The 26260-nt window shown below is 67.7% G+C and carries 22 protein-coding genes and 2 pseudogenes; 20 read left to right on the top strand and 4 right to left on the bottom strand.

Annotated elements, in window-relative coordinates; genetic code table 11:
- Positions 1-30: 30 nt before the first annotated feature.
- Together ACQY5A_RS04040 and ACQY5A_RS04035 are read right to left on the bottom strand one after the other, a co-directional pair.
- Positions 31-1218, bottom strand: a complete 1188-nt coding sequence (locus tag ACQY5A_RS04040; RefSeq protein WP_428339088.1) for a hemin-binding protein — start codon at positions 1216-1218, stop codon at positions 31-33.
- A 42-nt stretch (positions 1219-1260) separates the two neighbouring features.
- A complete protein-coding gene (locus tag ACQY5A_RS04035; RefSeq protein ID WP_428339087.1) occupies positions 1261-4380 on the bottom strand; it encodes a hypothetical protein in 3120 nt (1039 codons plus the stop codon).
- A 230-nt stretch (positions 4381-4610) separates the two neighbouring features.
- Here ACQY5A_RS04035 and ACQY5A_RS04030 point away from each other — a divergent pair.
- Positions 4611-5657: pseudogene (locus ACQY5A_RS04030) on the top strand (IS110 family transposase); the annotation flags it as partial.
- A gap of 418 nt (positions 5658-6075) precedes the next feature.
- Positions 6076-8058, top strand: coding sequence for a DUF5631 domain-containing protein (locus ACQY5A_RS04025; RefSeq protein ID WP_428339086.1), 1983 nt, complete (start codon positions 6076-6078; stop codon positions 8056-8058).
- Here the strand turns inward: ACQY5A_RS04025 and ACQY5A_RS04020 are convergent.
- On the bottom strand, positions 8044-8289 hold the full coding sequence (locus ACQY5A_RS04020) for a hypothetical protein (RefSeq protein WP_428339085.1): 246 nt from the start codon (positions 8287-8289) through the stop codon (positions 8044-8046). The genes ACQY5A_RS04025 and ACQY5A_RS04020 overlap by 15 nt on opposite strands.
- A gap of 49 nt (positions 8290-8338) precedes the next feature.
- Positions 8339-9436 carry an FHA domain-containing protein gene (locus ACQY5A_RS04015; RefSeq protein WP_428339084.1) on the bottom strand — a complete coding sequence of 366 codons (1098 nt, stop codon included), beginning with the start codon at positions 9434-9436 and terminating at the stop codon, positions 8339-8341.
- 328 nt (positions 9437-9764) lie between these two features.
- Here ACQY5A_RS04015 and ACQY5A_RS04010 point away from each other — a divergent pair, with 328 nt between their 5' ends.
- The 18 genes and pseudogenes from ACQY5A_RS04010 (at position 9765) to mobF (ending at position 26257) form a co-directional block, all read left to right on the top strand.
- On the top strand, positions 9765-10712 hold the full coding sequence (locus ACQY5A_RS04010; protein WP_428339083.1) for a sensor domain-containing protein: 948 nt from the start codon (positions 9765-9767) through the stop codon (positions 10710-10712).
- A 47-nt stretch (positions 10713-10759) separates the two neighbouring features.
- The gene (locus ACQY5A_RS04005; protein ID WP_428339082.1) at positions 10760-11218 is read left to right on the top strand and encodes a WhiB family transcriptional regulator; all 459 of its coding nucleotides are present in this window, start codon (positions 10760-10762) and stop codon (positions 11216-11218) included.
- Positions 11219-11253: 35 nt separating this feature from the next.
- Complete coding sequence (locus ACQY5A_RS04000) at positions 11254-12171, top strand: SseB family protein (protein WP_428339081.1); 918 nt, start codon at positions 11254-11256, stop codon at positions 12169-12171.
- Between the two features lie 342 nt (positions 12172-12513).
- On the top strand, positions 12514-13323 hold the full coding sequence (locus ACQY5A_RS03995) for a hypothetical protein (protein ID WP_428339080.1): 810 nt from the start codon (positions 12514-12516) through the stop codon (positions 13321-13323).
- A 165-nt stretch (positions 13324-13488) separates the two neighbouring features.
- The gene (locus ACQY5A_RS03990) at positions 13489-13959 is read left to right on the top strand and encodes a hypothetical protein (protein WP_428339079.1); all 471 of its coding nucleotides are present in this window, start codon (positions 13489-13491) and stop codon (positions 13957-13959) included.
- A gap of 76 nt (positions 13960-14035) precedes the next feature.
- A complete protein-coding gene (locus tag ACQY5A_RS03985) occupies positions 14036-15262 on the top strand; it encodes a hypothetical protein (protein WP_428339078.1) in 1227 nt (408 codons plus the stop codon).
- Entirely contained in the window at positions 15262-15894 is a 633-nt protein-coding gene (locus ACQY5A_RS03980) for a hypothetical protein (protein WP_428339077.1), read from the top strand. Before ACQY5A_RS03985 ends, ACQY5A_RS03980 begins: the two co-directional genes overlap by 1 nt.
- A 64-nt stretch (positions 15895-15958) precedes the next feature.
- Positions 15959-16366, top strand: a complete 408-nt coding sequence (locus ACQY5A_RS03975) for a hypothetical protein (protein WP_428339076.1) — start codon at positions 15959-15961, stop codon at positions 16364-16366.
- 24 nt (positions 16367-16390) lie between these two features.
- On the top strand, positions 16391-16519 hold the full coding sequence (locus ACQY5A_RS03970) for a DUF7161 family protein (protein WP_428339075.1): 129 nt from the start codon (positions 16391-16393) through the stop codon (positions 16517-16519).
- The gene (locus tag ACQY5A_RS03965; RefSeq protein WP_428339123.1) at positions 16516-16656 is read left to right on the top strand and encodes a DUF7161 family protein; all 141 of its coding nucleotides are present in this window, start codon (positions 16516-16518) and stop codon (positions 16654-16656) included. Before ACQY5A_RS03970 ends, ACQY5A_RS03965 begins: the two co-directional genes overlap by 4 nt.
- 4 nt (positions 16657-16660) lie before the next feature.
- Positions 16661-17311 carry an HD domain-containing protein gene (locus ACQY5A_RS03960; protein WP_428339074.1) on the top strand — a complete coding sequence of 217 codons (651 nt, stop codon included), beginning with the start codon at positions 16661-16663 and terminating at the stop codon, positions 17309-17311.
- Positions 17312-17719: 408 nt separating this feature from the next.
- Complete coding sequence (locus tag ACQY5A_RS03955; RefSeq protein WP_428339073.1) at positions 17720-18622, top strand: hypothetical protein; 903 nt, start codon at positions 17720-17722, stop codon at positions 18620-18622.
- 36 nt (positions 18623-18658) lie between these two features.
- Positions 18659-18973 (top strand): hypothetical protein, encoded by a 315-nt coding sequence (locus ACQY5A_RS03950; RefSeq protein WP_428339072.1) that lies wholly within the window; start codon positions 18659-18661, stop codon positions 18971-18973.
- Positions 18974-19444: 471 nt separating this feature from the next.
- On the top strand, positions 19445-20050 hold the full coding sequence (locus ACQY5A_RS03945) for a hypothetical protein (protein ID WP_428339071.1): 606 nt from the start codon (positions 19445-19447) through the stop codon (positions 20048-20050).
- 130 nt (positions 20051-20180) lie between these two features.
- Positions 20181-20861: a hypothetical protein gene (locus ACQY5A_RS03940; RefSeq protein WP_428339070.1), complete on the top strand. Its 681-nt coding sequence runs from the start codon at positions 20181-20183 to the stop codon at positions 20859-20861.
- Positions 20862-21204: 343 nt separating this feature from the next.
- Complete coding sequence (locus ACQY5A_RS03935) at positions 21205-22242, top strand: DUF932 domain-containing protein (RefSeq protein ID WP_428339069.1); 1038 nt, start codon at positions 21205-21207, stop codon at positions 22240-22242.
- Positions 22243-22647: 405 nt separating this feature from the next.
- Entirely contained in the window at positions 22648-22893 is a 246-nt protein-coding gene (locus ACQY5A_RS03930) for a hypothetical protein (protein WP_428339068.1), read from the top strand.
- A 507-nt stretch (positions 22894-23400) separates the two neighbouring features.
- Positions 23401-26257, top strand: a pseudogene (mobF, locus tag ACQY5A_RS03925) (MobF family relaxase).
- Positions 26258-26260 lie beyond the last annotated feature (3 nt).

Raw genomic sequence — 26260 nt, 5'->3', positions numbered from 1 at the left:
GAACGGCCCTGGGGTTGCTCTCAGGCCAGCTCATTCTTCGCCGTCCGAATCCCATCGGATTTTCAGGACATCCGCGGCGGTTCGCAGCGGAGCCGTGGACTGTATTCGACCACTTTCGCCCGCGGTTCGAACTCCGAACGGTGGCATCGTTGGAAGTCGTTCTGGTGCCCACGGGTTCACCCACAGCAGCGGCAATGCGCTCGTTGGATTCCAAGGTTTCAGTAAACGGTCGCTAAAAAGTACTCCAGCGACTCGACTTCCGCGCGTGGATCCACGGGGGCGCCAGTACCCATCCTGAAGCCGCACTTGTTTCGGAGGCGGCATGTTCACACCGCCCTGGTAGTAGCGAACAACGACCGAGCCAAATAATGCGTTTGTCACGTCGTGCTCATCGATGAAGCCCGACCAGTTCAGGACTGCCAGCACAAGTGGTCGAGCTTGTAGTCCGTAGTACGAGCCCTTCTTGGCAAGAAGACGACGAACGTCATCTTCGTCGTGCCGAGGGTTTTCGTTTCCGATGAGGTGCGACCCGACCAGTCTGCCGGGCTTGCCTCTCCGATCGGCAACAACAGGCCACGCCTCGAGACGTATTTTCCAATCCCGGAACTCGAACGGGTTGGTCGGCGCATCCATACCGGCCGCGATTTGCGACGAAACATCGCCCCAGTTCAGCTTCGCCAACCACTGTTCGACGGGTCCGGCGATCTCCCGGGCCCGTGGTCGCTGTGTCCCGATCTGCTCGACAGAGAGATCGACCATGAAGTCAGGGTTATGCGCGCCATTGAGGCAGTCCAGCAGCCACGCGCCACAGTCTGAATCTGTCCACTCGCTGCTGTCGACCAGGGCTGTGCATTCGATGTAAGCGGAGTGGGAATCTCGGGTGACGAGAAAGTCCGGTCGTTTCGATGTTCCACGGAGGGCCGGGTGCACCTCAACCTGATAGCCGAGGAGACGAAACAGCGAGAACACGTACAGTTCAAACCACGCTGCGACGTGCTGGCGCAACTCGTCCTTACGGAAACGCGCACGAAGATCGCCGTTTGTATCGGGGTAGTGCGCGTACCAAGCTTCGGCCAACTCCCGGGTTCGACGCCAAAAGTCACCGGATGCCCGACTGAGGAACGCGAACGAACTCTCTGAGGCAAGCGCCGGCCCACCGTACAGCGCTTTTCGGTCGAAGAGCCCGGCCGACCCTCCCACTTCAGGACTGTTCAGCATCACGGAGAGACTCGATATCAGACAAGTCGCTAACTGACTCTTTCACAACAGGATTGATCGCACCGACCATCGCGGATCCGATTGCAAAGCTGCGCGGACTTCATCGGAATGCGGGCTCGGGTGAGCTTTAATTTCTGTTGCCAGAGTGCGGCGTACGCGGGGATCGGAGTCTTTACTCAGCCGCTCACCAAACTCGGGCGGGAGCGAGGACGATCTGGCCCATGCGATTGCTGCAATGCAACGCATTGCCCAACCGGCTTGTGACAGGAGCGGCGCGATTTCTTTCAGGTCAGCCTCGACTACTTGCAGGGCATGCGCGAGATGGTGATCTTGTTCTCCGGCAACGCTTATCAAGCGGATTGCCAGATCTCGAACTTGGCGCTTGTCACTTGGGGTGTCCGCGAAGAAGGCGGCCGTGAGTACTGCTGCGAGCCTGCTATCCAAGCTTCCATCCCAACGCATCCCGCCCAGCGGATTGGTCATCGACGCGTTAAGAATGTCCGGCTGCGACAGCGGGGGATTACCGATGAAATCGATGACATCGGCGAAGAATCGTTGGCGATCGCCCTCTGGAAGACGCTCCGAAAGGTTGGCCGCCGCAAGGAAATAGGTCTGCCTATTACTTGAGCCTTCAAAAGGTGAGCGGGCATTTTGGAGCAGCATGTCGATACAACGAATGCGCTGCTCCGCCGGAAGCGAACGCGCCAATAAGGAGTCGTCGATTGAGCGTGTTCCCACACCGTAGCGTCCGCGAGTATTCGCGGTGGGCTTCAGTAGACGTTCCGCGGCCTCAGCTGCTTGCTCCGGTTCGATACGCGGCTCGTCTGCGGCGGCGAGCAGCGCGCGCGCGTCATGGTGGCCGGCCTTAGCGAGTTCCTGGAGGCGCGCCTGTACTAACTCCAAGTTCTGCATCAACGCCTCCCTTGCGTGACTATCGAACGAATGCGCCTCGCGGGCGTACAGCCCGACCAGATGATCAAGCGCCGCTGAGGCGCTCCCGTCGATGCCGGTTATGGCGATGCCGGCGGCGATGCGTATATGACTGTCGTCGGTCAGCCGGTAATGATGCTCCTCAGCAGTGATCTTATCCCGGAGACCCTCCAGTACGGTTGCCGCGTCACGATCGCTCAGACGCTCGGCGAGCTCGGCAATCATCTTGTACGCGGAGAGGATTATCCGCGGACTGTAGATCGGCGAATCGGCGCGTTTTTCCGAGTTCACATCCTCGATAGCCGCGAGAGCCGACTGAACGAGGGCGCCAACCTCGGTATCGGGGACGAGGTCGGCCTCTGCGGCCACGAACTCGAAAGCGCTTGCGGCTACCCATGACACGGGGCTAGCGATTAAGTCGGATACGTCGAAGTACGCATCACCGAGACTCTGCGCAACCGATCGCGCCGCTTCGTAATCGTGGCCCAAGATCAACTGGCGGGCGGCCAGCTTCGGTTGATTGGTCTCAGCGTAAAGACCACCCAGCAGGATGCGTGCATCGATTTCATCGTTGAGGCTGCCCGAGCGGATCGCATCACAGAGGTAGCGGCGCAGATGCATTGCGGCAAGCCGCTTTCTGTCCTGCCGCAGCGCTGAGAGCGCGCTTTCTCGTGATGTCGATGTCGACGTAACCAGGCGGGGACGTGAGGGCAAGTCCGCCAGGGAGCGGGCGACAGGATGCCACCTATCTCCAAAAACCGGCTCGTGGCGAGTCATCACGAACCGTTGGCTGTATAGCCAGTCCGCGGCGTCTTCGTGGCGGTGCGCCAGGCAGGCGTGATTGATCGCCTCAGCCCACACCTGGTTGGCTTCGATATAGGCTCCCCGCCACGTCGAGAAACGCGCGTACCTAGCGAGAGTCAGGGCACCAAGGTCGCGCCGAGCGGTCGTCCGTGCCTTATGCAGCAGCGCGTTCCAATCGCCCGTCACGTCGGCTACGACCAGGTCGATCCTGAGAGCCACATCTTCGTGTGTGGACCGCACTTCAGATGCGCAGTCCGCCAACAATTGCAAATGGGATGTGAGCCAGTCGAGGTCGTCGTCACACAGGGCCCGCTCGGCCGCGAAAAGCACCGCCTGCGCGCTGTCGCCTTGTGAGAGTTGCGCCAACTCAGCTGTCAGCAGATCGAGTTTCACCGGGACTGGCTGATGCAAGTGGTCGGCAACGAACTCCGCGACCCGCGCAGCGGCGACCAGAAGTGGCGAAGCTCTATCTGCGGCACCCACGGGCCCGAACTCGGGTAATCCCGCTAGCGATCTCAGCGTCCGGGCAGCGATCTGGGCACTCATCGAATCATCGGCACGTTCAGCGACCCAGAGACGTTCCATAACGACCGCAACGGCATCGCCGTTTGACCCCGTGGCGACAAGCAACCGCGCTATCGGCTCGTCGAATTCCGCGGCGTGTGCCGGGAATCCGGCAGCAATCAATCGCTCCTGGACATCCCGATACAACGCGAGTGCCCCCGCCGGGTCATCACCAGCTAGTTCTTCGGCTGCCTTGATTTTCTCGTATCCGCCGACTGTCGTCAGCGGCCCGCGCATCACAGCATCAGCGGTTGCGACCGCATCCTCCCCGGCAATCTCGACACCGATCACGGAGTACTCACCACAGAAGCGAGTGGCGATCGTCGGCCCAAAAAATTCGGTGACTATCTGGGGGTTTGGTCGTAGTATGCGCGACAACGCGTCCTGGTCCCAAACCTCGACTTCCAGTGGGGCCAGAGCAACGTTCACACCGATAAGGTGCTCGACGAACTTCCGTTCGGCGAGCCGCTTGCTCACCCCGATCGCCAGCCGAGCAAAGGGAAACGAGAACTTCGAGCCCGTGTACTTCTCAACAGCTTCATCGAGATCGCCTGTCGTGAAGGTGTCTCTGCGCTTGGCCTGAATACCCTCCGCCTTACCGTTGCTGTTGATCCCGATGACGTCGAGACCTTTCTGCGCTTGACCCGGGTTCCCAAATCGCCGTACATTCCGCAAACCGCGAACGTCTTCCGCCACCCGAAGAAGCAGTTGTTCAAATCTGTCCGGCGACAGCTTGTCTGTCGGCAGATATTCCATCTGCGGGTCCAAGGCCTCCTCGACGACGGCGTCTGGCGGCCTCAACAGTGGGTCGTCGAGCTCAATCGCATGGAGGTCGGAGTCGTCGAAACTGTCATTGTCTTGCATTGCGTAGCGGCCTCTCAAGAATTCTGGCGCCGGATCCCAACCCAGAGGGGTCCGGCGCGCACACAACCAGCGGTCGAAGCCTGGCCCTGCAGGGGCCGCTCCGTGACACGTGACCCGCACCCGCAAAAATGCAGTCCCGCGCGCCTCACGTCAATGGTGCGCCTCCGCTACGACAAATCTCGTCAAGAATCCCGGCATGTCGCGAACGCGTTCTCGACATAATTTCGTGCATGAACACAACCAATAGTGGTTACCGGGGCACTGTGATTGGCGTCGATGCCCACAAACGCACCCACACCATGGTGGCGATCGACGCGGGCGGGCGAAAACTCGGCGAAAAAACCGTCGAGGCCACCACTCCCGGTCATCTCGCCGCTTTGCGCTGGGCCCAAACCGAATTCGGCCGCGATGTGGTGTGGGCGGTGGAAGATTCGCGCGCCATGACAGCGCGCCTCGAGCGCGACCTGCTCAACGCCGGCGGCCAGACGGTCCTGCGGGTGCCCACCCAGCTGATGGCCCGCACCCGCACCAGCGTGCGGGGCTGGGGCAAGTCCGATCCGATCGACGCGCTGGCCACCGCCCGCGCCGCGCAGCGTGAACCCAATCTTCCCGTCGCGCGCCACCATCCGCTGTCACGGGAGCTCAAGCTGCTGATCGATCGCCGCGACGACCTCATCCAGCAGCGCACCGCAACAATGCAGAGGCTGCTGTGGCGGATTCACGAGCTCGACCCCGCGTACCAGATCAAGCCGGGAGCATTGATCTGGCGGCCGCATCAGCACGCGTTGGCGCACATACTGGCCGGGCACCTCGGGTTGGTCGCCGAGCTGGCGTGCGATGAGCTGGCTGAGGTCGTGCACCTGACCCCGATCATCAACGGGTTGGAAAAACGGCTCGCTGACCGAGTCCGAACGGCGGCTCCCTCGCTACTGGAGTTGTACGGCTGCGGCGCGGTGACTGCGGCTCGCATTGTCGGGGAAACCGCTGACGTGGGCCGTTTCTCGAGCGAAGCCGCGTATGCACGTTACGCCGGGCTTGCGCCGGTACCGCATTGGTCGGGATCTACCCGGGGTCGGATGCGTTCCTACCGCGGCGGCAACCGCCAACTCAACGCGGCGCTGCATCAGATCGCGATGACCCAGATCAAAAAGGGTGGTCCGGCCGAGCTGTACTACCGGCGCCGGCGCGCCGAACGCGACGAGCACGGCTACGCCATCAGCGGCGTCAAACGCCGCGTCGCGCGCACCGTCTTCAACCGGCTACGGGCCGATCAGCAGCTGCCGTCGGAGGCCGTCATCAGCGCGCTGGGTCGACGCCTCGATGAGTGGGAAGCCCGCATCCGTGAACTCGATACTGACCCTGCCCCACTCGAACCGCTGCGCGGCCGCGTTGCGGGCTCCTCTCCCCTGCCTGACACGGATCCAAGATTGGCCGACTTGATCCGGATCAACGACGAGTGGGCCACTCTGCTGTACGAGATGGCTCCAGACGCTCATGTGCGTTGAGCCTGGTCTAACTTGCCGCGCCCGGCCAGGCGCACCGCCCGCGACGCGAATGCAGAAAGGCTCATGACGGTACGCTTCTGCGGTGGCGATCTTCGGTAGAAATACGGCGCGACAGCGCCTCCGAAGGGCTGCCGAAGAATCGCTGAGCATCCCGGCTTTTAAGACTTCCGCCGTCGATTGCGCACCCTGGGTGACCGGCGGAGTGTGGCCCGCCGAATTGTCGACCGTGACCGCCGAGACGGCGCCGCTGGTGAAGTATCTGAAAGCCGACCTGCACCGGATCGTCACCTCGGCGAACGAGGAACTCAAAAAGATTCGTTGCGCCGGGCTCGTTGAATCTGAACGGCGCGCACAGGAGGCTCGTGTTATCGACGACGCACGCGCTTTCGCCGTCAGGCGGGTCGAGTCCTCAGTACGGCACCTGCGCAACAGGACGACGAAATCGCCCGCGCCCCTGCCGACTGCCAACCGCAACGCCGAGGCGGACACGTCCCCGCGTTTCCAACTCGCTCCCCCGCAGCCAGATATCCCAGACACTCCCGAAACCCCGACTTCAACAACGGACTTTGAGCTTGCGGAAGTATCTGGCGGCCGCGGACCGGCGCCGGCGGTCGATGCTCCTTATCAGGACTCCACTCCGGCGCAGCCAGAAGAATCTGGCGAGGTCGAGGCATATCGCCCGACGCACGCAACCGCAACGTCGGATCCATTCGACTCCGACGAGACGATGGAGATCGAGACGCCTGCCTCCCCGGATTACCCGGAGGCCGACGAGCCGGCCGCCCCCGACGTGCGGATATCCACCGCCTCAACGGATTCCGACGAGACGACCGAGATGTCGACGCCGAGTTCGCTGGATTACCGGCAGGCCGCAGAGCCGTCCGCTGAGGATAGGCAGGGTTACGCTGCCGCGCTGGATTCCGACGAGACGACCGAAATCGCGACGCCTGCCTCCCCGGATTACCCGCAGGCCGACGAGCCGGCCGCTCCCGACGTGCGGATATCCATCGACCCAACGGATTCCGACGAGACGACCGAGATGTCGACGCCGAGTTCGCTGGATTACCGGCAGGCCGCAGAGCCGTCCGCTGAGGATAGGCAGGGTTACGCTGCCGCGCTGGATTCCGACGAGACCATCGAGATCGCGACGCCTGCCTCCCCGGATTACCCAGAGGACGCCGCGCCGTCCACTGAGGATAGGCAGGGTTACGCTGCCGCGCCGGATTCCGACGAGACGACCGAGATCGAAGTGCCGCGCTCGCTGGACCCGATCGAGAGCGTCGCGCCGCCCGTGCGTGATACGAATACGGATCGTGCGGCGGCACCGGAGAGCTCGCTCGCGCCCGACGACACTCAGGCGCTCGAAGAGATCGCGAACCTGGTGCAGGAATTCTCGGCCGCGTTGAGCCTGCCGCCCCCCGAGCCGCCGCAGCCGGCGAATCCGCTGCCGCCGGAGCCGATACTCGCCCCGCCTCGCCCCACCCCCGTCGACCTTGAGCCGCCGCGCGACGACGCCCGGGCCGCGCGCCACGCTATCCTGCCGCCGCCCTCAGAAACCCCTGTCGAACGGCTGCAACGCTTGATGCTGTTCGTTGCGCGGCAAGAACCCGGGCTGTACTGGGCGGCCGGAATCCGGCACGACGGCACCACACTGCTGGTGACCGACTTCGCGCACGGCTGGATCCCGCCCGGCATCAATCTGCCCGCCGACGTCCACCTCCTGGAGCCGGGCCGGCGCTACGGCACCGTGGACGCTCTACTCGGCCAGACCGAGGCCTCGGCGATCTACGCACCGGGTGATCCGCTCGGCTGGTCCGCCGACGACGCCATCACCACCACGTCTCCGCAGCCACGCGGCCTGCCCGCCGTCGACGATCTGGGCTGGGTGCTCAGCGACGCGACGCACTGGCGCGACGGGTTGCCGCGCATGGTCAGCACGCTGGCCAAAGCGGCTGCCCGGGGCATGGGTGTCGCCGGCCCCGAGCTCGACGTGCTGCGTTCCTACCTCGACACCGCGCGGTATCAAGTATTCGCGCAGTACCCTGCCGTCGATGCCGGCCTGCTGTTGAACTGCCAGCTGCTCGCCGCCACCGAAGGCCTTGCCGGCAACGAATGGCTGACCGCGAACTATCACCTCGCGTGGTTTCTGAAGCTCAGCTCATCCGAACGCTGACTGATCACCCGGCCGCGCTCGCGGCGACGAGGTGAAAAGGGCTTCCTCGACCAGGGCCGCGTAGTCCGGGTCGAAGGGCTCCACCGGGACGCGTTCGAGCAGGCACTCCAGGGTGCAACGCGCCACCTGCTCGGCTTTGTCGACAAACGGCGCCGGCTGATCGGCAGCCGATGCCCGCCCAAGCCAGTCGAACAGCACCAACGCCTCATCAGCGGACAGCTCAATCGTCACCGGTGTGCGCCCATCACTCCTCGCTGCCCCCCTCAACGGCAACCCGATGTCACAGGTTCGACAGCGCGGCCGTCAGCGCCGCGACGGTTCCCGGTGGCAGCGCCGCCTCACCTTCGGCGGCCCTAATCGCCTCCACCGGCACGCCGGCGGCGTTGGCGAACTCCTCGACGCTGAGTTCACTGCGGTGACGTGCGGCGAACAGTTGCTGACCCAGGGTGGCGCCGGGTGTGCGGGCGGCCTGCAACATTAGCTCCCGGTAGGTCTTGCGGACCGTGCCGAGGATTCTGGCCATCGAGGAGTTGCCGGCGGCGCGCGCCGCCGCCGTTGCCGAGGCCTCGAGCGTCCGCAGATCAGCCAGCACGCGGGCGGCCCGTGCGGTGAAATCCGGATCCACCGGCTCGGGCAGCGCCTCGACGGTCATGGCGATGTTACTCAGCGCGATCTCCATCACCTCGGCCATCAGTGGCGCGCGGTCAGCGCCGGTCAGCGCCTCGGTCAGCGCCTCGTCGGGCTCGATGTCCTGGTTGCGAAGGGAAACGATACGGCCCTGCGGCCAGCCCAGCGCCTCCTCCAGTTTGGCCCGGGTGGCGGTCCGCGGCCAGCGCCGGCCCTTTTCGAAGTCGATCAGCGAGCCCGCGCTGATGATGCCGCTGGACGCCAGGTAGCGCTGGGCCAGGTCGAGCTCTTTTCGGCGCGCCGCCACCGCCGCCCCGGCGCGCGCCACCCCCGGATCGGTGACCTCGGTCAGCGTGGTGATCTCGTCGTCGTCCTCATCCACCAGCGGTGGCAGCGGGCGCGGCGCCGCGGTGTCCTCGGCAATGGTCAGCGCGACCCCGTTCGGGTGTCCCAGGTTCACGGTGGTGGCACCCCGGATGGGGACGTGGGAGTGCCGCGCGCCGTGGATGTAGGTCCCGTTCAAGCTGGAGTCCACCGCGGCCCAGCCGTCCGCGGTGTACTCCAGGCGCAGGTGTTGCCCCGATATGTGCTCATCGACGACACGCACCTGAGCGCTGCTGTCGCGGCCCACCACGATGGGCGCCTGAGAGTCGTCAAACAAGTACGTCCGGTTCCCGGTCCGCACGGTGACTGCAGGACGCCGATCCCATGGCGCTGGATCTGACCCGGGCCCGACCTGCTGCGTCGTCATCAATCACCCTCCACACGTTCATGGACCACCACTACGGAAAAGTAACACACCCACTTCCGCAGTCAGATCACAGAAGTGGACTGTGGATGAAGCGCTTATGAAGCGATGCTCAATGAGATCTGCGAACAGCCATCCACGCCGATTCGCACCGGAAATCAATGTCGAGCCCAGCTCAGTGGCATAAACGATGGCTGGGGAGCCACCGGCCGTCGGTTCGCTTCCGGCCGCGCTCCGGCATGAAGTTGAAGCAAAGTTGTTGCACTGATACGGAAAGTGTGCTCTGATTCGCGACAACCAAGTTGAAACATCACCACGGAAGGTAGTCACCATGTTGATCAACACCGAGCCCACGATGCCGGGCTACCTGTGGAGTCAGCGGCCGTTGCCGGTCGACCCCTGGGCCCCGGCCCGCGCGCCACAGCCGTGGGCCGCGTCACCGCAACCGGCCCACCAGAGCACCCCCTGGGCGGTGGCCCCGACGCCGATGGCGTCGGGATGGGCCCCGCCGATGCCGCCCCTGAACGCAGGCCAGCGCCGCCGCTGGCTGCCGGTCGCGACGGCGGCATCGGCGGTGGCGTTGGCCGCTGCGGGCCTGGTTGCCGCTCTAGTGGTCACGCACCAGTCCGACAGCGCCGCGGCCGACCGTCCGGTGATCGCGTCGGCGCCCTCCACCCCCGGCGCGCCGCCACCGCCGGCACTGGTGCGCGACGAATCGCTGCCGGTGCTGCTGCTCGACACGGCCACGGTCAACGCGGTGATGGTCACCACCGACATGGCGGTCTACCCGAAATTGAGCAGCGCCAACTTGTTCATCGATACCACCGACAAACCCGAATGCGGCGGGGTGTGGGCCAACGCCAACGAGGGCGCCTACACCGGCAGCGGCTGGCAGGCGGTGCAAACCCAGGCCCTGCGTGAGCGAGACCACCCGCAGCACGAGGTCTACCAGTCGGTGGTCAGCTTCCCCAGCGCCAACGCCGCGAAAGACTTCGTCGCCAAAGAGGGCCAGCGCTGGCCGCTGTGCACCAACACCTCGCTGACCACCACCAACCCCAACATGGCGGCACAGACCTGGTTGATCACCGGGGTCAGCCAGGACGGCGATGTGCTCACGTCGGTGTCCAAGCGCGAAGGCTCCAGCGGCTACACCTGCCAGCACGCGCTGACCGCGCGCAACAACGTCGTCATCGACGCCGAAGCCTGCGGCTGGGACGTCGCCCACCAGGGCTCGACCATCGCCGCCCGCATCGCCGAGCAGATCACCCGAACCCTTTAGCGCGCCCACGCCCACCCGCGACGCCCGACACCGCCAAGGACCACCCAATGAGCACCAACGCCACCGCCGAGAGCCCAGATACCGCGTTCGGCCACCCCGTCCCGCGCGGCTTCCAGATGCGCGCCGAGGTCCGGCTCTTCCACACCGACCAGGACCTGGCCTGCCAGACCGACCCCGACCTGTTCTTCGACCCGGAACAGAAGCGCACGGCCCGAACATTCTGCGCAGACTGCCCATTTCTCGGGCGCTGCGGCTACAACGCGGTCGCGATGGGCGCCACGCACGGCATCTGGGGCGGGATCAACCTGCCCGGTGACATCCCCAACCGGCTGCGGCCCGTCTACGCGCGCCTGGCCGCACAGTTCGAGCAGCGCCGCCATCTTGAGCTCGGCGACGCCCCGGTCGCCCCGCTGCCCGAGGCCGACGACGATGATGATCGCTGGCCGGCCCCGCGCCCCAGCCAGCACGTCCGACAGTGGCCGCTGATCACAGCGCGCACCGCCTAGCCGAATCACTCTCCAGGACAAAGGAATCCGCTCTGATGGCCACCCCAAGCCCGGACCGCGGCGCACTGGTCGACCACGTCACACTCAGAGACGCGGTCGGGAAGTTCGCCGCCCAGCCCGGTCCCCGAGGCGCTCTGGATGTGTTGCGGGAGTGCATGTATGGCGAGTTGCTGCTCGACATCACCGGCTCCGACGCCGTCACCGGCGACGCGTTCGCCCCGGGGTCACGGCTGCAGATCCGCACCGGCACCGGACCCGACGGCCGATCGGCGCTGCTCGCCTTCACCCGCAACACCGAGATCGGCCGGCTGCACCCGCCAGGCACCCCCACCCAGTCGCTGGCGACCCCGGCGGTCGGGGCGCTCGAACTGGCCCGCCGGCAGGAACACGCGTGGCTCTACCCCGACCCGGCCGGCCCGAGGTGCGCGCTGTCAGCCGCCGAGATCGACTTCGCCCTGCGCAACCCCAACCACGCCGCGCTCAAAGAGGCCTTGGCCCGCCACGGCGCCGGGGACACCGACCGGGCCACGGTCGCGGCCCTGCTGCGCCCGGACAGCCCGCTACTGGTGGCCGTCTTCGACTCCTCCCGCATCCGCACACTCACCCACCCCGACGGCCACACCAGCATCCTCGCGTTCACCAGCGCCCCCGAGGTGCTGGCTTTCAGCCCCGCCGACGCGGTCACCGCCCTGACCACCGAGCAGGTTCTCGACACCGCCCGCCGCGGCGGTCACAGCGGGATCGTCATCAACCCGGCCGGCCCGTCAATCCAGTTGTCGCTCAACCAGATCGCCGCGTGGTCGGGTGCGCTCAGTCCGGGTCGTCGCCGCCGAAGATCGGCTCTTTGCCCGCGGTCAACCGGCCCGACCCGGTGCGCGCGGCTTCGATCAACGCCGCCGGCAAGACGTCCAGCTCGAGGCCGTCCATCGTCACCGCCACCGTGGCGTTCTTGACCGCGATCTTCGCGCCGATCACGCACGTGTGCCCGCAGGACCCGCTCAACGGGACTCGATTCGGCCGGCTTCCTGCACCGCTACGACGAGGTGAAATCGATCGCCGGAGCGTGGCTGGAGACTATCTCGGGCAAGCGCTCGACGATTCGCTACGGCTCGCGAACCCAGCGAGACCCATTGCCCGAGGCGCCTCGAGGTCAGCTGCCCGCGAACTTCACGGGCCCTCACCGTAGCTGAGCTGAGCCATTGCCGAGGACCGGCAGCGCTCTGGTTAGAGTCGGTGAGAAGTGGCACGGTCAACGAGAAACCGGGTGCCGTCGTGTGCACGTGGGGAGGCCGACAGTGAGCAGCAGCCTCGACCACTCACCCGAGTTGCGCACCGCTGTCGACGCCATGCGTGGAGCGATCGACGACGCCCAACGTCAACTCGACCGCGCACATCAGGTGAAGCTCGCCGTCACCGCCGTAGCGATCGCGGCGCTGCGGCAGCGCGGCCTGGCGGACGGCCACATCGGCAGGTTGCTCGACCTGGACGCCGACGCTGTCACTGAGGCGGCCGAGCACCCCGACCCGGCGGCTGACGGTGTCCCGGATTGGGAGCTGCGCGCCGAGATCGAGCAGCTCTGGATGGCGGTGCGCCGTCAGGCCAGCGTCTGGATGCAGGTCGACGAGGTCACCACCAGCGCCCAGGTAGTGGAGCGCAACGGCATCGACCCCGGGTCGTGGCCGCTGGCAGTGCGGGCGCTCGACACCCCCGGCGCGGAGTTCGCCCACCAGAGCGGTGGACAAGTGATCGTGGTGTATTCGCTGCAGGCCCGCGACGGCACACCGACGATCGTCAACGACGCCATCACCTCCTGGGACTATTGGGGCCAATACAACGTCGAGTTCGTCGCCCGCCCCGGCAGCCATAGCCCGCTCGACCTGAGTTCCTTCGGCCTGATCCCCTCCGCCCATACCTTTCGCCGGCGCGACAGCCGCGAAGAGCTGATGGCGAAGGCATTCCCCTCGGCGAGCGGTGGACCGGCCGCAGGACGCTCCGCCGCAGAGTCGTTCGCCAACATCGTGGCCGCGATTCGGCGCATGTGCGGGCCGCTGCCGCCCTACGGCGAGGTGGCCCGCGGCATCACCGACGACGTGGCGGCCCGCTGAAACAGGCGGGGCTGCTGTAAAACTGTCTGCCACCAGCCGCGCACAGCCCTAAACTAGGGGCATGAGTGCGATGCGCGATCTTCGGCACCAGCCGGTGGCTCCGTGGTAGCGGCGGCCATGCCGTCGCGGCCCTATTCGGCGTTGATCGTCGGTGGATTGTGGCCGATGAGTGACCCGCAATCCTGGGTGCAGTCCGGGTCGGCCCTGCAACAGAAGGGCCAGGAACTGCTGTCCTCGGCCGACGGGATCCGCCATTCGGCCAACAATGTGATCTCCGACGGACAATCGGGCCACACCATCAACGGGTTCGTCGACGCCTGCCACCGCAACGCCCGCACCGTCACCTCACACGCCGACCAGTACTTCGACATGGCCGATTCGGCGCACGAGATCGCCCGCCTGATCGACGGCCTGCGTCAGGACCTCGACCAGATCGACCAACAAGCCAACGACGAGATCCAGCGCATCCTGTCCTCCGGCGGCGGCGCGTTGACCGCCGCGGCCCAGACCGCGATGCTCAACGCCGTCGTCGCCCAGGCCCGGGCGGCCGCGACCGAGAAACACACCGTCGCCGCCGCCGCGATCGCCAGCCACTCGGCCACCATCGCCGGCGAGGCCGCCGCCACCGCCGTGTGATCGCCGACCCGACCGTGCCGCACCGCCCGACGCCCCGACACCTGTCCCGGTCGGCACTCCTGAAAGTGACCTACGCATGGCCGCGGTAGTCAACGTCACAGCGCCCAACCTCGAGAAGGCGGCCGCGGTGGTGGCCCAGCACATCGAGACCGCCGCCAAACCCGCCGCCGCGGCCGCACCAACCCCGCACCCCGCCGCGTCACCGGTCGACGCCGCCGCGCACAGCGCCGCCGGGGCCATCCGCACCAAAATGGCCACGATGTCCGGCGAACTGGCCCCCAAGGGTCCGCAGATGCAGCAGACCGGGGCCACCGCCGCGGCCTCCCTGGCCGCCCAGGACGCCGCCAACGCCAACAAACTTCCGTCGGTGCCCAGCCCGCCCTCGGCGCCGTCGGTGTCCACACCCCGGATCCAGGCACTCGACACCACTTTCAAAACAGCGCCGCCTACACCCCCGCCGCCACCCGACCCGGTCAGCAAGCTGCACCTGCCGAACTACAACCCGGGCAGCCTGTCCACCGATCAGACCCGCGGGGTGTATCTACAGGGCGAGCAGCGCATGCGCGACCTCAATGACCAGCTCGCCCGACAAGGCGTCAGCGCTGAAGACCGCGCGAAAATCATGTTCGACCAACGCAACGCACTGCGCTCCTGGACCCGCGACCTGATGAGCGACCGCGGACTCGCCGACCAGCTCAACAACACCGACAAGAACCTGACCTGGGACCAGCTGCTCGACAAATTGCGCGGCCGCGGCCTGTCCGGCGAGGACTTGTGGAACGAGGCGATCAACAGCGCCAGCCGCAGCCGCCCCAGCGTCAACGACGGCCTCGGCCTGGATCCCAACCATCCGCCGCCGCTGCCTCCCATCCTCCCGCCATCGGCCACCGGGCCGCCGGGCACCTCACCCATCATCAGCGCCCCTCCGAACCTACCGCCGATCGGGCAGCATCCCATGCCGAATCCGTTGCCTCCCACAACGTTCGGCCATCCCCCCACTACCGCGCTGCCACCCACGGTGCTCGACCACCCGCCGCTGCCGCCCTGGCTGGCCGACCCCTCCCCGCCGGGTTTTCAGATTTCCCCCACCCAAAGCCCGCCGATCTTCGGCTGGTCCACACCCGATCCGCCGCCGCTACCCGCGCCGATGCCGCCGCCGGCCGGCCCGCCGATCACCATCCCGACTCCGGACATCAGTCCGCAGCAGGCGGCGGGCGCCGGCGCCACACTGCTCGCCGCGCTGGCCGCCCTCGGCGCCTTCTTGGCCGAGGGCCCCAGGGGTCTGTTCGCAGGCGGCGGCTGATGACCGGCACCGACGGCGCGACCACCGCCGAGCACCAACGGCTGGCAGCGGTGCCCTCACTGATGACGATCGCCGCCCCCTACGTCAACGAGCTCGCCGAGCTGCGCGCCGACGGTCTGCCCGAATCGCTGCGGCAGCTGGGTGCACCGGCGGGTTGGCGGCGAGCGGACCTGACCACCAGCCCGGCAGCGGCGGCCCGCATGATCGTGTCCGGCCCGCACCCCGACGACAGCTGGGACGGCTGTGACACGATCCGCGCGTTCTCCTTCACCGGCGCATTACCCGCCGAGGTGCTGCACAGCAACGCCGACTGCACCCTGCGCGGGCTGGCCGCCCAGCAGGTCACCGCCGAAATGCTGGCCGCACCACCGGCACCCGCGGCGATCGCGGTCCGCAGCAGCGGGCACTTCATCGCGGCCGGGCGCCGCTACTGGGCCCAATTCAGCACCTACCTCGCCAACCCGACACCGACGGCTCCCGGCCTGCTGCTCGAGCACAGCGTCATCACCGACGCCGACTGCTACGCCGCGCTGCGCGACGACATCACCCAACTCAGCAACGCCGTCCACCACGCCTACCTGGCCGCCGTTGGCTACGCCGCGACATCGCACACCGGCGGAGCCGCATCATGACATGTGCTGCGCGGCATACTCTTAGCCCATCGCCACAGCCATCCGGACGGCGTAGAATCGAAACATGGCCCGCACCAGAGGAACTCATGTGACAGCCACCGCTATCGACACCACCGCACGACCCGACTGGCAGCGCACCGGATACAAGTTCTTCCCTTACGCCGCACAGCAATCCGGCCAGTGGTGGGTGCTGCGACTTAACCACGGATTCCCTGAACATGACCTCTACACGCTGTTCGTCGACGGCGCCGCCGCCGCCGACATCACCGCCAGCGGCGAGAACCCATCACCATTGGCCGTCAGCGTGGCCGCCCTCACACCTGCCGACCCGAGCGCCGCGGAGCCGCACCTCGACGCCGACACCGCCGCCGCGGTGGTGCAGACCGTGTCGGGCTACGTCAACTACGGCAGCGAGCACGACGACCCGTGCCTGTTCTGCTCCGAGGACTACGACCCGATGACCCGCGCCTGAGCATCTCTCGAGGGGGTTACAACGATGTCCGACAAGCCCGGCCCGCCAGAGGTTCACCACTTCCGCTACGACGCCGTTGGCCTGCGCGGCAAGCGGATGCGGTTGATGGACGACCTTCCCACCAGCGACGCCGGCCGCCCGCAGCAGCACTGATCGGACTCACCGACGTCATCTGCCTCGACGACCCCCCGAGCGTGCTGCACAACCTGCGGGTACACCCGGTAGACCAACCCGACACTGTGGCCCTGGTGGAATTCACTCAGCTCGCTCTCTACAACGACCAGCAGTGACAGCGTGAGCGCGCACATCGAGGACGACGACCTGCGCCGGGCGTGGCTGGAGCTGACCGCCTCGGTGACGACCGGCCCGCAGGCCCTTGCTGTCGGCCAAGCGTTGATCCAGTCGTGGGCCGAACCCGCCCGGCGCTACCACACCCTGGCCCACCTGCGTGACGTCCTCGATGGAGTCGACCAGTTGGCCGCGCACGCCACCGATGTGACCGCTGTCCGGCTGGCCGCCTGGTATCACGACGCCGTCTACCAGGGCACACCGGACGACGAAGAGCTCAGCGCCCAGCGCGCCGAACACGACCTCACCGCACTACAACTCGCACCCGACCTGGTCGCTGAGGTGACCCGGCTGGTGCGGCTGACCGCGACGCATGACCCGGCATCCGGGGATCGCAACGGCGAAACCCTCTCCGACGCCGACCTGGCCATCCTGGCCGCCCCCACCGACCGCTACACCGCCTACACCGCCGCGGTGCGCGCCGAATACGCCCACGTCCCCGACGCGGCGTTCACCGCGGGACGCGCAACCCTGCTGCTGACCTTGCTGGACGCGCCGGCCATCTATCGCACACCGCACTCGCGTCAACACTGGGAACCGCAAGCTCGCAGCAACATTCGTACCGAGCTGGCTCAATTCCGCCGTGCCGGCGACTGACGACCCACTTCATAACCTGCGATCACCCGATCACAGCATCACCCGATCACCGCGATGGCGATCTCGCGACATTTACTGTCAGCGCGGCCGGTTCCAGAGACCGATAATTGGAGTTATGGCAGATCTGCTGCATACCAATACTTTTAGCCGTCGGCAGGTGCTCGAAGAATAACCGGTAGGACCCCGTCGCGGTCAACCCACGCCCGCCGCCGGGCTCGGCGTTCCGAGTGACTGTTTCCGGCCCCACGGATCACTCGCCGAGGCGCTGGCGCGCCGGCGAGCCCGGGCCGAAAACCCGCCTGCGCCCGGTCCGGGCTCTACGGGGTTGACCACGCCACCCCACCGGTTCCCCGTCACCTGAACCGACCGGCACGCAGCCCGGTCACCACAGGAGAACGGAGACCAACCATGACCACGACCACCCGGCGCGCCTTCGACATCATCTGCGCCGCAATCGAAGCCAGCGGGACGCCCATCCGCCCACGCGGCGACCACGCTCTGATGACGTCGTGCCCCTTGCACGAAGACACCAACCCGTCGTTGTCGGTGACCTGGAAACCGCGCACACCCGGCGGCGGCGCGGTGCTGCTGCACTGCTTTTCTTGCGGTGCGCACGCCGCCACCATCGCCGCCGGGTTCGGGCTGCGAATGTCCGACTTGTTCGACGAGTCAACGCAATCCCACGCCATCGCGGTCAGGCCCCAACCGTCTCGGCCCGCCCCGCGTCTGGCCCACGACCCGGCACACCGCTGGCAGCGGATCCGGGTCTACACCTACACCACCGCGACCGGCAGGCCGGTGCAACAGGTGATCCGCCAGGAATGCCGCGCCCACGGCGCCCCGCACAAGCGGTTCCTGCAGCGCTACCGCGACGGCCGCCGCTGGGTCTGGCACAAACCCGAAGGCTTCACCCCGGTGCTGTACCGGGCACCGGCCCTGGCCGCCGCCGACCCCGACCAGTGGATCTGGCTCACCGAAGGCGAGAAGGATGCTGACACCGCCGCCGCACTCGACCGGGTGTCGGCCACCAACGCCCAAGGCGCACAGAGCTTCCCAGCGACCCTGCTGGCCGAGTTGGCCGGCCGCAAGGTTGCGGTCGTGATCGACCGTGACCCGGCCGGCTACCAGCGTGCCCGCACTCTGCACGACCAGCTGCAGAGCCAGGCCCGGGAGCGCGTGCTGCTGCTGCCGGCCACCACCACGGCCAAGTCCGATCTCACCGATCACGTCGAGGCCGGACTCTGGCAGCCCACCCACGTCTTCGGCGGACTCATCGTCATCTCCCGCGACGAGCTGGAGGCGGGCCCATGACCGGGCCCATCCTCAGCACCAACAAGGAAGGCAGGCATGGACATCGACTACGGGCTGGCGCTCGATTTCATCGACGACCGCGACGGGCGCCCGCTGCAGCTGCGGTTCCGGCGCAACTGGGCGCCGGCCGGCTCGACCGAAACATTCGACGGCACCGGTCAACTCATCGCGGTGATCGCCGACGCCGGGCGCACCGATGACGGCGACATCGTGGCGATCAGCCGAGCAGGCGTGGCGCGCGCCGACGTGGAAGCCGTCCTCGATGGCTGGCAGGACTGGGCCGAGCTGACCCCCGACACCATCAACCTCGCCCAGATCCGCCGCCGCATCCACGAGGCCGGCCTCGACTAGCGCCGAACACCAGGCGGCCGGCGCGCACACGGGCTCAGAGTTGCGGTGCAGCGCCTCGACGAACGCTTCCGGGCCGTCACCGCCGACGCCGACGGGTGGCAATCCGCACCCTGGTGGAACGCCGCGAGCCGAGTGGGAACGGTGATCACCCGCCGCGGTCAACCCACGAGCTCGGCTGTCCGTCGGTTGCTGTGAGATCCGGACCTCCACAACATTTTTAGCCGTCAGCGGGTGTCCAGTGTGACCGGCGGGGGCCCGTCGCGGTCAACCCACGCCCACGGCTGGGCTCGGCGTGCCGAGTGACTGTTTTCGACCCTACGGCCGCCCGCCGAAGCGCTGACGCGCCGGCGAGCCCGGGACGAAAACCCGCCTGCGCCCACCGGACTCTGCGGGGTTGACCGCACCACCCCGCCGGTCCCGGCCACCCCACGCCGACCGGCGCACAACACCTCACCAGGACGGAGCACCACCATGACCACCACCGCGGCAGCCAACAGCCACACTCCCCCGGCACTGATCACCCACTGCACGGCCAGCATCCGTGGCCGACACGACGGCGACATCTCCGTCCACCACGCCCGCACCAGCGACGCCCGCATCGCCATCACCTTCAGCGGCGTCCTGATGGTGATCTACAGCTGCCAAGCCGCCCAAGGACTACTCGAGGCATTCGCCGCCGCCGGCGGCCACATCAGCACCGTGCCCCGCGAGATCCCCGCTCCGCCAGCAGATCTGCCCGCCCCCGACACCCGGGTCGCTACCTCGATCGAATGGACGCGTCGCCCCCGCTACGCCGTCGTCGCCCAAACCGGGCGCAACAAACTGGGCAGCGCCCAACTCCACTGGATCGACCTCTACACCGGCCCGATCACCTGGCAGATCCGCGACCAGATTGCCCTGCTGTCCACCATCGCGCTGCTCACCCAGGTGCACCAGACCGCCATCGCGGTCTTCGACGACGGCGACCAGTACGCGGCCGACCCCACCAGCCCCGGCTACCAACCCGGCCCCAGCCCCACCCCGACCAAGCGACCACGGCGGGCACCCCGGCGCGCCGCCGCACGCGCGACCGCCTAGCCCGGTTGCCGGCCCGGCCAGTTCCCGCCACTCGCGGGGGCTGGTCGGGCTTGTTCATCGTCCGGCCCGCGGCGCGCGCAAGGTTCGGCCCATGAACGGGCGTGTCGGCCGGTAATGCAAGGATCGCGGCATGGAGCAGGACGGCGACGCGCCGGGCAGAGCGCTGCAGGCACTCGACATGGCGATCGCGGCGGCCGGGAAGCTCGCGAGAAATCGGGTGAATGCCCTGCGTCGCGCCAACCCGCACCTGACCGACGCCCAGCTGCTCAAGAAGATCAACGTCGCGTTCGGCTCGTCGGTGACCAGTACCGGGGCGGCCACCGGCGCAGTGGCCGCCGCCCCCGGCGTCGGCACCTTGGTAGGTCTCGTCGCCGCGGGCGGGGATGCGTCCTGGTTCCTGACCGCAGCGGCCGGCTATGTGCTCGCCGTCGCGGAGCTTCGAGGCGTGCACGCCCGCGACTTCGAACACCAGCGCGCCTTGGTCCTGATGGTGTTGGCCGGCGGAGGCGGATCGACATTCTTCAGCCGCGCCGCCGCGCGCACCGGATCGCATCTGGGCAACATCGTCACCAACGCGGTGCCGCTCAGCACGATTCGGTCCGTCAACCGCACCCTGGGGGCGGACTTCGTCACCAAGTACGGCACCAAACGCGGGATCGTCGCGATCGGCAAAGTGGCGCCCTTCGGGATCGGACTCGTCATCGGCGCCAGCGGGAACCTCCTCATGGCGCGCAGTGTCATCACCTCCACCACAGTGATGTTCGACGCCGCCGACAAGCTCAACGCCGCAGACGGCGACGCCGGCAGGTAGCGGCACCCGTCGCCAGCCCGTGATCGAGCCGTAGCGCGCCCGCCGCGCCCAGCCGCGAAATCCGTAGCCCCTCACACTTTTTATCCGTCAGCGGGTGTCCAGTGTGACCGGCAGGGGCCCGTCGCGCTCAACCCACGCCCGGGGGCGGTCCCAGGCGTGCCGAGTGACTGTTTCCGGCCCTACGGCCGCTCGCCGAGGCGCTGGCGCGCCGGCGAGCCCGGGCCGAAAACCCGCCTACGCCCGCCCCGGACTCTGCGGGGTTGACCGCACCACCCCGCCGGTCCTGAGAAACACCAGCGCCGACCGGCGCCATCAATCACCTTTACCGAAAAGGACATTCACCATGGCACACGAACTCGACACCACCGTCGGACACGTTTCCTTCGCCGACTCGCGCAGCGACGCCTGGCACCGCCTCGGTCAATCCGTCGGCCATACCATGTCCGCGCGCGAAGCCCTCCAGGCCGCGCATTTGGCCGGCTGGAACGTCCGCAAGATGGCACTCCAGGTCCCCCAGCAGCCGATCATCAGCGACCACGGGATCACCACACCCGCCCCGCTGGCCGTGCCGGACTACTTCGCCACCGTGCGCACCAACCCCATCCACGGCGGGATCGACGTCCTGGGTGTGGTGGGCAGCAAGTACGAGCCCGTCCAGAACGAGGACACCTGCGACCTGCTCGACGCGCTCGTCGACGAGAGCGGCGCCCACTTCGAGACCGCCGGAGCCCTGCGCGGCGGCCGCGAAACGTTCCTCACCATGAAGCTGCCCGAGTCGATGGTCTTCGACGGCCGCGACGGCTCGACAGACCGGACCGAGTTCTACCTCGCCGCGCTGAACTCCCACGACGGATCCTCAGCCTTCCGGTTCCTCGTCACCCCGGTGCGCATCGTGTGCGCCAACACCCAAAGCGCCGCGATCGGTTCAGCCAAGGCAAGTTTCGCCATCCGCCACACCGGCGGAGCCCGCGCCTCGATCAGCGAGGCACGCGCCGCGCTCAAGCTGACCCGGCGCTACATCGAGGCCTTCGAAGCCGAAGCCGCGGCCCTCTACGCCCAGCCGATGGACACCGAGCAGATGCGGCACTTCGCCCACACCCTGCTCGAGGTCGACGCGGCGGGCACCGCGGCCACCGCCCGGCACCGCCGCGAACGGGCCCACGGCATAGTGACGCTGTGGACGTCCTCACCGACGATCACCCCGATTGCCGGAACACGGTGGGCCGCCTACAACGCCGTCACCGAATATCTCGACCACGTCGTCCCCGTCCGCGGCGCCCGCACCTTGACCGAGGCCAGCGCCGCCCGCGCGCTACGCGGCGTCCACGGCAGCACCGGATCGCTGAAAGCCCAGGCGTTCAAAATGCTGCAGACCCTCTGACGGCACCACACCGGGCCCGGTCAGCTCCCACCGCGGGTGGCTGGCCGGGCCCCTTTTTTCTTCCGTCAGCGAGGCGCTTCGCGCGATTGGCCGCCAGCGGCCATCGTCCGTAGCCCCTCACCTTCTAGCCGTCAGCGGGCGCCCAGTGTGACCGACGGGGGCCCGTCGCCGTCAACCCACGCCCGGCGGGCTCGCCCGTCTCCGCTGGCGCTGCGCCGGGCGGCTCCGGCGGCATTTATCGGCCCGAACCAGCTCGCCCCAACGGCGCCGCGCGCCAGGGCTCGCGGGCCGAAAATCCGCCTCCAGCGTGACCGCCGGGCTCTTCGGGGTTGACCGCGCCACCCCGCCGGTCCGCCCACCCCCACGCCGACCGGCGCACCACCCACTCCAGAACGGAGCACCACCATGAGCATCCACACCACCAGCAACGAAACCTGGCTCGACAGCGGAACAGCCACCTGCGACGTCGACGGCTGCCACCAACCCGCCGCCATCATCGCCGACACCTGGGACCGGGAACGGTTCTGCACCAACCACACCCAGGACGCCGCCGCCATCCCCGCGCTGCACCACCCGTTCCGCGGCTGGTACCGCATCACCGCCAGCCGCGAACACGACCTGGGCCTGATCCTGACCGTCCACCCGATCTAGAAACCCCACGCCCCAGCCGGTCGGCGCCCCCGCAGCGTCGACCGGCTACCGGGCGGACAGGCCGGCGGCCGCCCACTGCAGCACATGCCCGCCCACCAGCCACACCCACAGCGACACCTCGAGCCCCAGCACCGCCAGGGCGAGCCAAATCTTGCCCACCACGCCGCTCCATCATCCCGCTCAGCCAACATCAGCCAGATTCAGTCCCGACCAACAACATCCACCACAACGGCGCGAAACACGCTGCCGGAAAGACGATCTACCCTCCAGCCACTAACCACCGACCACAACAGGCCCCCATTGTAAGCCACCCCCACCCATGCCCCCTACACCAAATCCCCATCCCCGCAGCACCTCTCATCACCAACCCCAGCACCTCACCACCCCCGTAAAAATGACGTCGGCACATTGGCACAAGGGGTGCAAGAATGGTTTCGGGCGCTGAACGCGCCCGAAACGCCGGTCCCCCAGCTGGATTGGCTCAGGCCGCGGTGGGAGGTGGTCGGGTTGTTGACCGTATCGCGGTTGCGCCGGTGGAGCATCAGCTACTACAACGAGACCGCCGATGCCGCGGCCCAGTCGGCGATGAACCGTCAGGCGGCCGGCGGTGGGCTGGGCGAGTACTACTCGGAGAGTGACACGCGGGCGCCGACGTGGATGGTCGCCGGCGACAAGGCCGCGGTCGGGACTCTCTGCGGGCTGGGCGGTGCGGCGCTGGACGGCGGCTCCGCCGACACGGCGGCCGCGGCGCGCTGGCTCGATGACGGCGTCGCGCCCAACGGGGCGTCGGGGCGTGCGTTCGGTAAGGACAGCGTGCACGGTTTCGACCTGGTGTTCGCCGCGCCCAAGAGTGTGTCGCTGCTGCGTGCGCTGACCAACGACGTCGCGGAAAAGGCCGTCGCACAGGCGCATCTGGTCGCGGTGCAGGCCGCGCTGACCTACCTGCATCAGCACGCCGGCTACACCCGGGTGCACAACCCGCATACCGGCAATAAGGACCTGCAGCGGCTACCCGGCCTGGTCGGTATCGCCTACCAGCATGAGACGTCGCGGTGCGGCGACCCGCATCTGCACACCCACGTCGTGGTGCCCAACCGGCAACCCCGCGCCGACGGGCAGCTGGTGTCGCTGGACTCCAAATCGCTGCACCACGAGGCGAAAGCGGCCGGCATTGTCTATCAGGCGGTGTTGCGGCACGAACTGCACACTGAGCGCGGCTTCGAATGGGATGAGGTGGGCGCGCTTTCCGGGATGGCGGAGATCGCCGGGGTGACCAGGGCGTGCATCAAGGCGTGGTCGCAGCGCTCGACCCGGCTGCGGGAGTGGGCGCGGCACAACCTGGTTGTGGTCGACGGCGAACCGACCGCCGCGCAGCTGGCGACGGCGCAGAAGGCCACCCGCCCGGCCAAGCCCGAGTCGCTGGCCTGGGCCGCGCTCAAAGAGCAGTGGCGCGCCGATGCCCGCGGTCTGCAGCTTGATCGCGGTGCGCACTTCGAGGCGCGGCGTGTGCGGCGCGCTGCGGCGGTGCGCAGCCGTTCGGGTGCGCGCACTGCGCTGGATCGGCCGCGGTTGGCGCAGATGGCGGCGCGCACCGCGAAGGCCGCGCTCACCCGCGCGGACGTGGTCGAGTTGATCGGCGCGCAGCTGCCGGTCGATGCGCCCGGCGACCCGCGTGCCCTGATCGAGGACATCGTGGATGTGGTGAGTGTGCGGGTCAGCGCCGAGCGCGCCGCACACCACCGCGAAGGGCACGAGAAGTTCACCGTCGACGCGGTGATCGCCGAGGAGGAGCGCGTCCTCGAGATGGTCGACGCGGCCGCCGACCATGCGCGGCTGTGGTTGCGCGACGAGGATCTCGGTGACCTGTCGGGCGATCAGGCCCGCGCGATCCGCAACATCGCGGTGTCACCGTTTCTGGTGCAGCCGCTGCAGGCCCCGGCGGGTGCGGGTAAAACGCACTCGCTCAAGGCGTTGCGCGCCGCCGCGCACCGCGCGCACAACGATGTGCTGGTGTTGGCCCCGACCGGCAAGGCGGTCGACGAAGCCATGCGCGACGGGGCCGGTGACCGGGGTATGACCGTCGCCAAAGCCCTCGCGCTGATCGCGAACGACGAGCTCGCCGTCGACCGTTCCACGGTGGTCGTCGTCGACGAGGCCTCCATGGTCGGCACGCCCGAGCTCAAGAAGCTGTTGTCCTGCGCCGCAGTCGGTCAGGCGAAGATGGTGCTCGTCGGGGACTGCTATCAGCTGGCGCCGGTGCGGGCCCGCGGCGGCATGTTCGAGCAGCTGTGCGCGGACCTGCCCTGGTCGCAGCGGCTCAGCGAAGTCTGGCGGATGCGTAGCCGCGATGAGCGCGACGCGTCCCTGGCGCTGCGGTCCGGGCACGGCAACCGGCTGCGCTCCGCGGTGGGCTGGTATCGGGTGCATGACCGGCTGCACACCGGTGACCCGGTCGCGATGGCCGCCGACGCGATGCAGGCCTATCTCGAGGCGCGGGCCGGCGGCAAGGACGCGGCGATCATCTGCGACACCTGGGATATCGCGGATGCCATCAATCTTCGCCTGCACGACGTCTACACCGCGGCCGGGGATCCCAGCGTGCGGGTCGCCCGCGATCAGGAGGTGCGGGTCGGGGACCTGATCGTGAGCCGCCCTCAACGACGTCGACGTTGACGTGCGGCCCGGCCCGAAACACCGACGGGACGAGGCGGATCAGGTGCGCAACGGCAACCGGTGGCGGGTGGCCGGCATCGACACCGCCGGGGGCCGCATCGCTGCCGAACGCCTCACCGACAACGCCCGCGCGGTGTTCGAGCACGACTACCTCAGCGATCACATCACCCTGGGTTACGCCACCACGGTGCATTCCGCGCAGGGCATCACCGTCGGCGACTCCGATACCGCCGGCGTGTGCCTGGCGATTCTCAGCGAGCGGGCCACCCGGGCGATGGCGTACGTGGCGATGACCCGCGGTAAGGACGAGAACCACGCGTTCATCTATCAGCCGATCACCGGGGAGGCCGATCACGAACACGCCGCCCCGGTGGCTGGGTTGGAGATCCACCGGCTGCGCCGCGGCAACAAGCACGCCGCCGCGCACTACCTGAAGATGATCCTGGCCAACGACGACCGCCCGCGCACCATGCACACCGAAGCCGAACGCACCCCGGCACATCTGTTGCCGCCGGTGATCGCCGACCTGCTGGCGCGCAACGAGCAACGCCGTGCACAGCGTCGAGAACAGCTGCGCAACAGTGACGCTCAATCCCGAGGCCGCGCCCGCGCATACGAACGGATGGCCACATACTCAGCTCAGCACGCTAGACAAAGCCGCTCCTCCCACGGTGACACGCTCGAGCTATAACTC

The sequence above is a fragment of the Mycobacterium sp. genome, from assembly GCF_965277065.1.
Classification (GTDB): domain Bacteria; phylum Actinomycetota; class Actinomycetes; order Mycobacteriales; family Mycobacteriaceae; genus Mycobacterium.
This window is presented reverse-complemented; position numbering and strand designations above follow the sequence as displayed.

Excerpts from the sequence above, each read along its gene's own strand:
- ACQY5A_RS03930 (WP_428339068.1), top strand. The coding sequence starts at position 22,648 with ATGAGCATCCACACCACCAGCAACGAAACCTGGCTCGACAGCGGAACA.
- ACQY5A_RS03945 (WP_428339071.1), top strand. The coding sequence starts at position 19,445 with ATGACCACCACCGCGGCAGCCAACAGCCACACTCCCCCGGCACTGATC.
- ACQY5A_RS04010 (WP_428339083.1), top strand. The coding sequence starts at position 9,765 with ATGTTGATCAACACCGAGCCCACGATGCCGGGCTACCTGTGGAGTCAG.
- ACQY5A_RS03955 (WP_428339073.1), top strand. The coding sequence starts at position 17,720 with ATGACCACGACCACCCGGCGCGCCTTCGACATCATCTGCGCCGCAATC.
- ACQY5A_RS03985 (WP_428339078.1), top strand. The coding sequence starts at position 14,036 with ATGGCCGCGGTAGTCAACGTCACAGCGCCCAACCTCGAGAAGGCGGCC.
- ACQY5A_RS03950 (WP_428339072.1), top strand. The coding sequence starts at position 18,659 with ATGGACATCGACTACGGGCTGGCGCTCGATTTCATCGACGACCGCGAC.
- ACQY5A_RS04015 (WP_428339084.1), bottom strand. The coding sequence starts at position 9,436 with ATGACGACGCAGCAGGTCGGGCCCGGGTCAGATCCAGCGCCATGGGAT.
- ACQY5A_RS03980 (WP_428339077.1), top strand. The coding sequence starts at position 15,262 with ATGACCGGCACCGACGGCGCGACCACCGCCGAGCACCAACGGCTGGCA.
- ACQY5A_RS04000 (WP_428339081.1), top strand. The coding sequence starts at position 11,254 with ATGGCCACCCCAAGCCCGGACCGCGGCGCACTGGTCGACCACGTCACA.
- ACQY5A_RS04005 (WP_428339082.1), top strand. The coding sequence starts at position 10,760 with ATGAGCACCAACGCCACCGCCGAGAGCCCAGATACCGCGTTCGGCCAC.
- ACQY5A_RS04035 (WP_428339087.1), bottom strand. The coding sequence starts at position 4,380 with ATGCAAGACAATGACAGTTTCGACGACTCCGACCTCCATGCGATTGAG.
- ACQY5A_RS03940 (WP_428339070.1), top strand. The coding sequence starts at position 20,181 with ATGGAGCAGGACGGCGACGCGCCGGGCAGAGCGCTGCAGGCACTCGAC.
- ACQY5A_RS03935 (WP_428339069.1), top strand. The coding sequence starts at position 21,205 with ATGGCACACGAACTCGACACCACCGTCGGACACGTTTCCTTCGCCGAC.
- ACQY5A_RS03990 (WP_428339079.1), top strand. The coding sequence starts at position 13,489 with ATGAGTGACCCGCAATCCTGGGTGCAGTCCGGGTCGGCCCTGCAACAG.
- ACQY5A_RS03970 (WP_428339075.1), top strand. The coding sequence starts at position 16,391 with ATGTCCGACAAGCCCGGCCCGCCAGAGGTTCACCACTTCCGCTACGAC.
- ACQY5A_RS03975 (WP_428339076.1), top strand. The coding sequence starts at position 15,959 with ATGGCCCGCACCAGAGGAACTCATGTGACAGCCACCGCTATCGACACC.
- ACQY5A_RS04040 (WP_428339088.1), bottom strand. The coding sequence starts at position 1,218 with ATGCTGAACAGTCCTGAAGTGGGAGGGTCGGCCGGGCTCTTCGACCGA.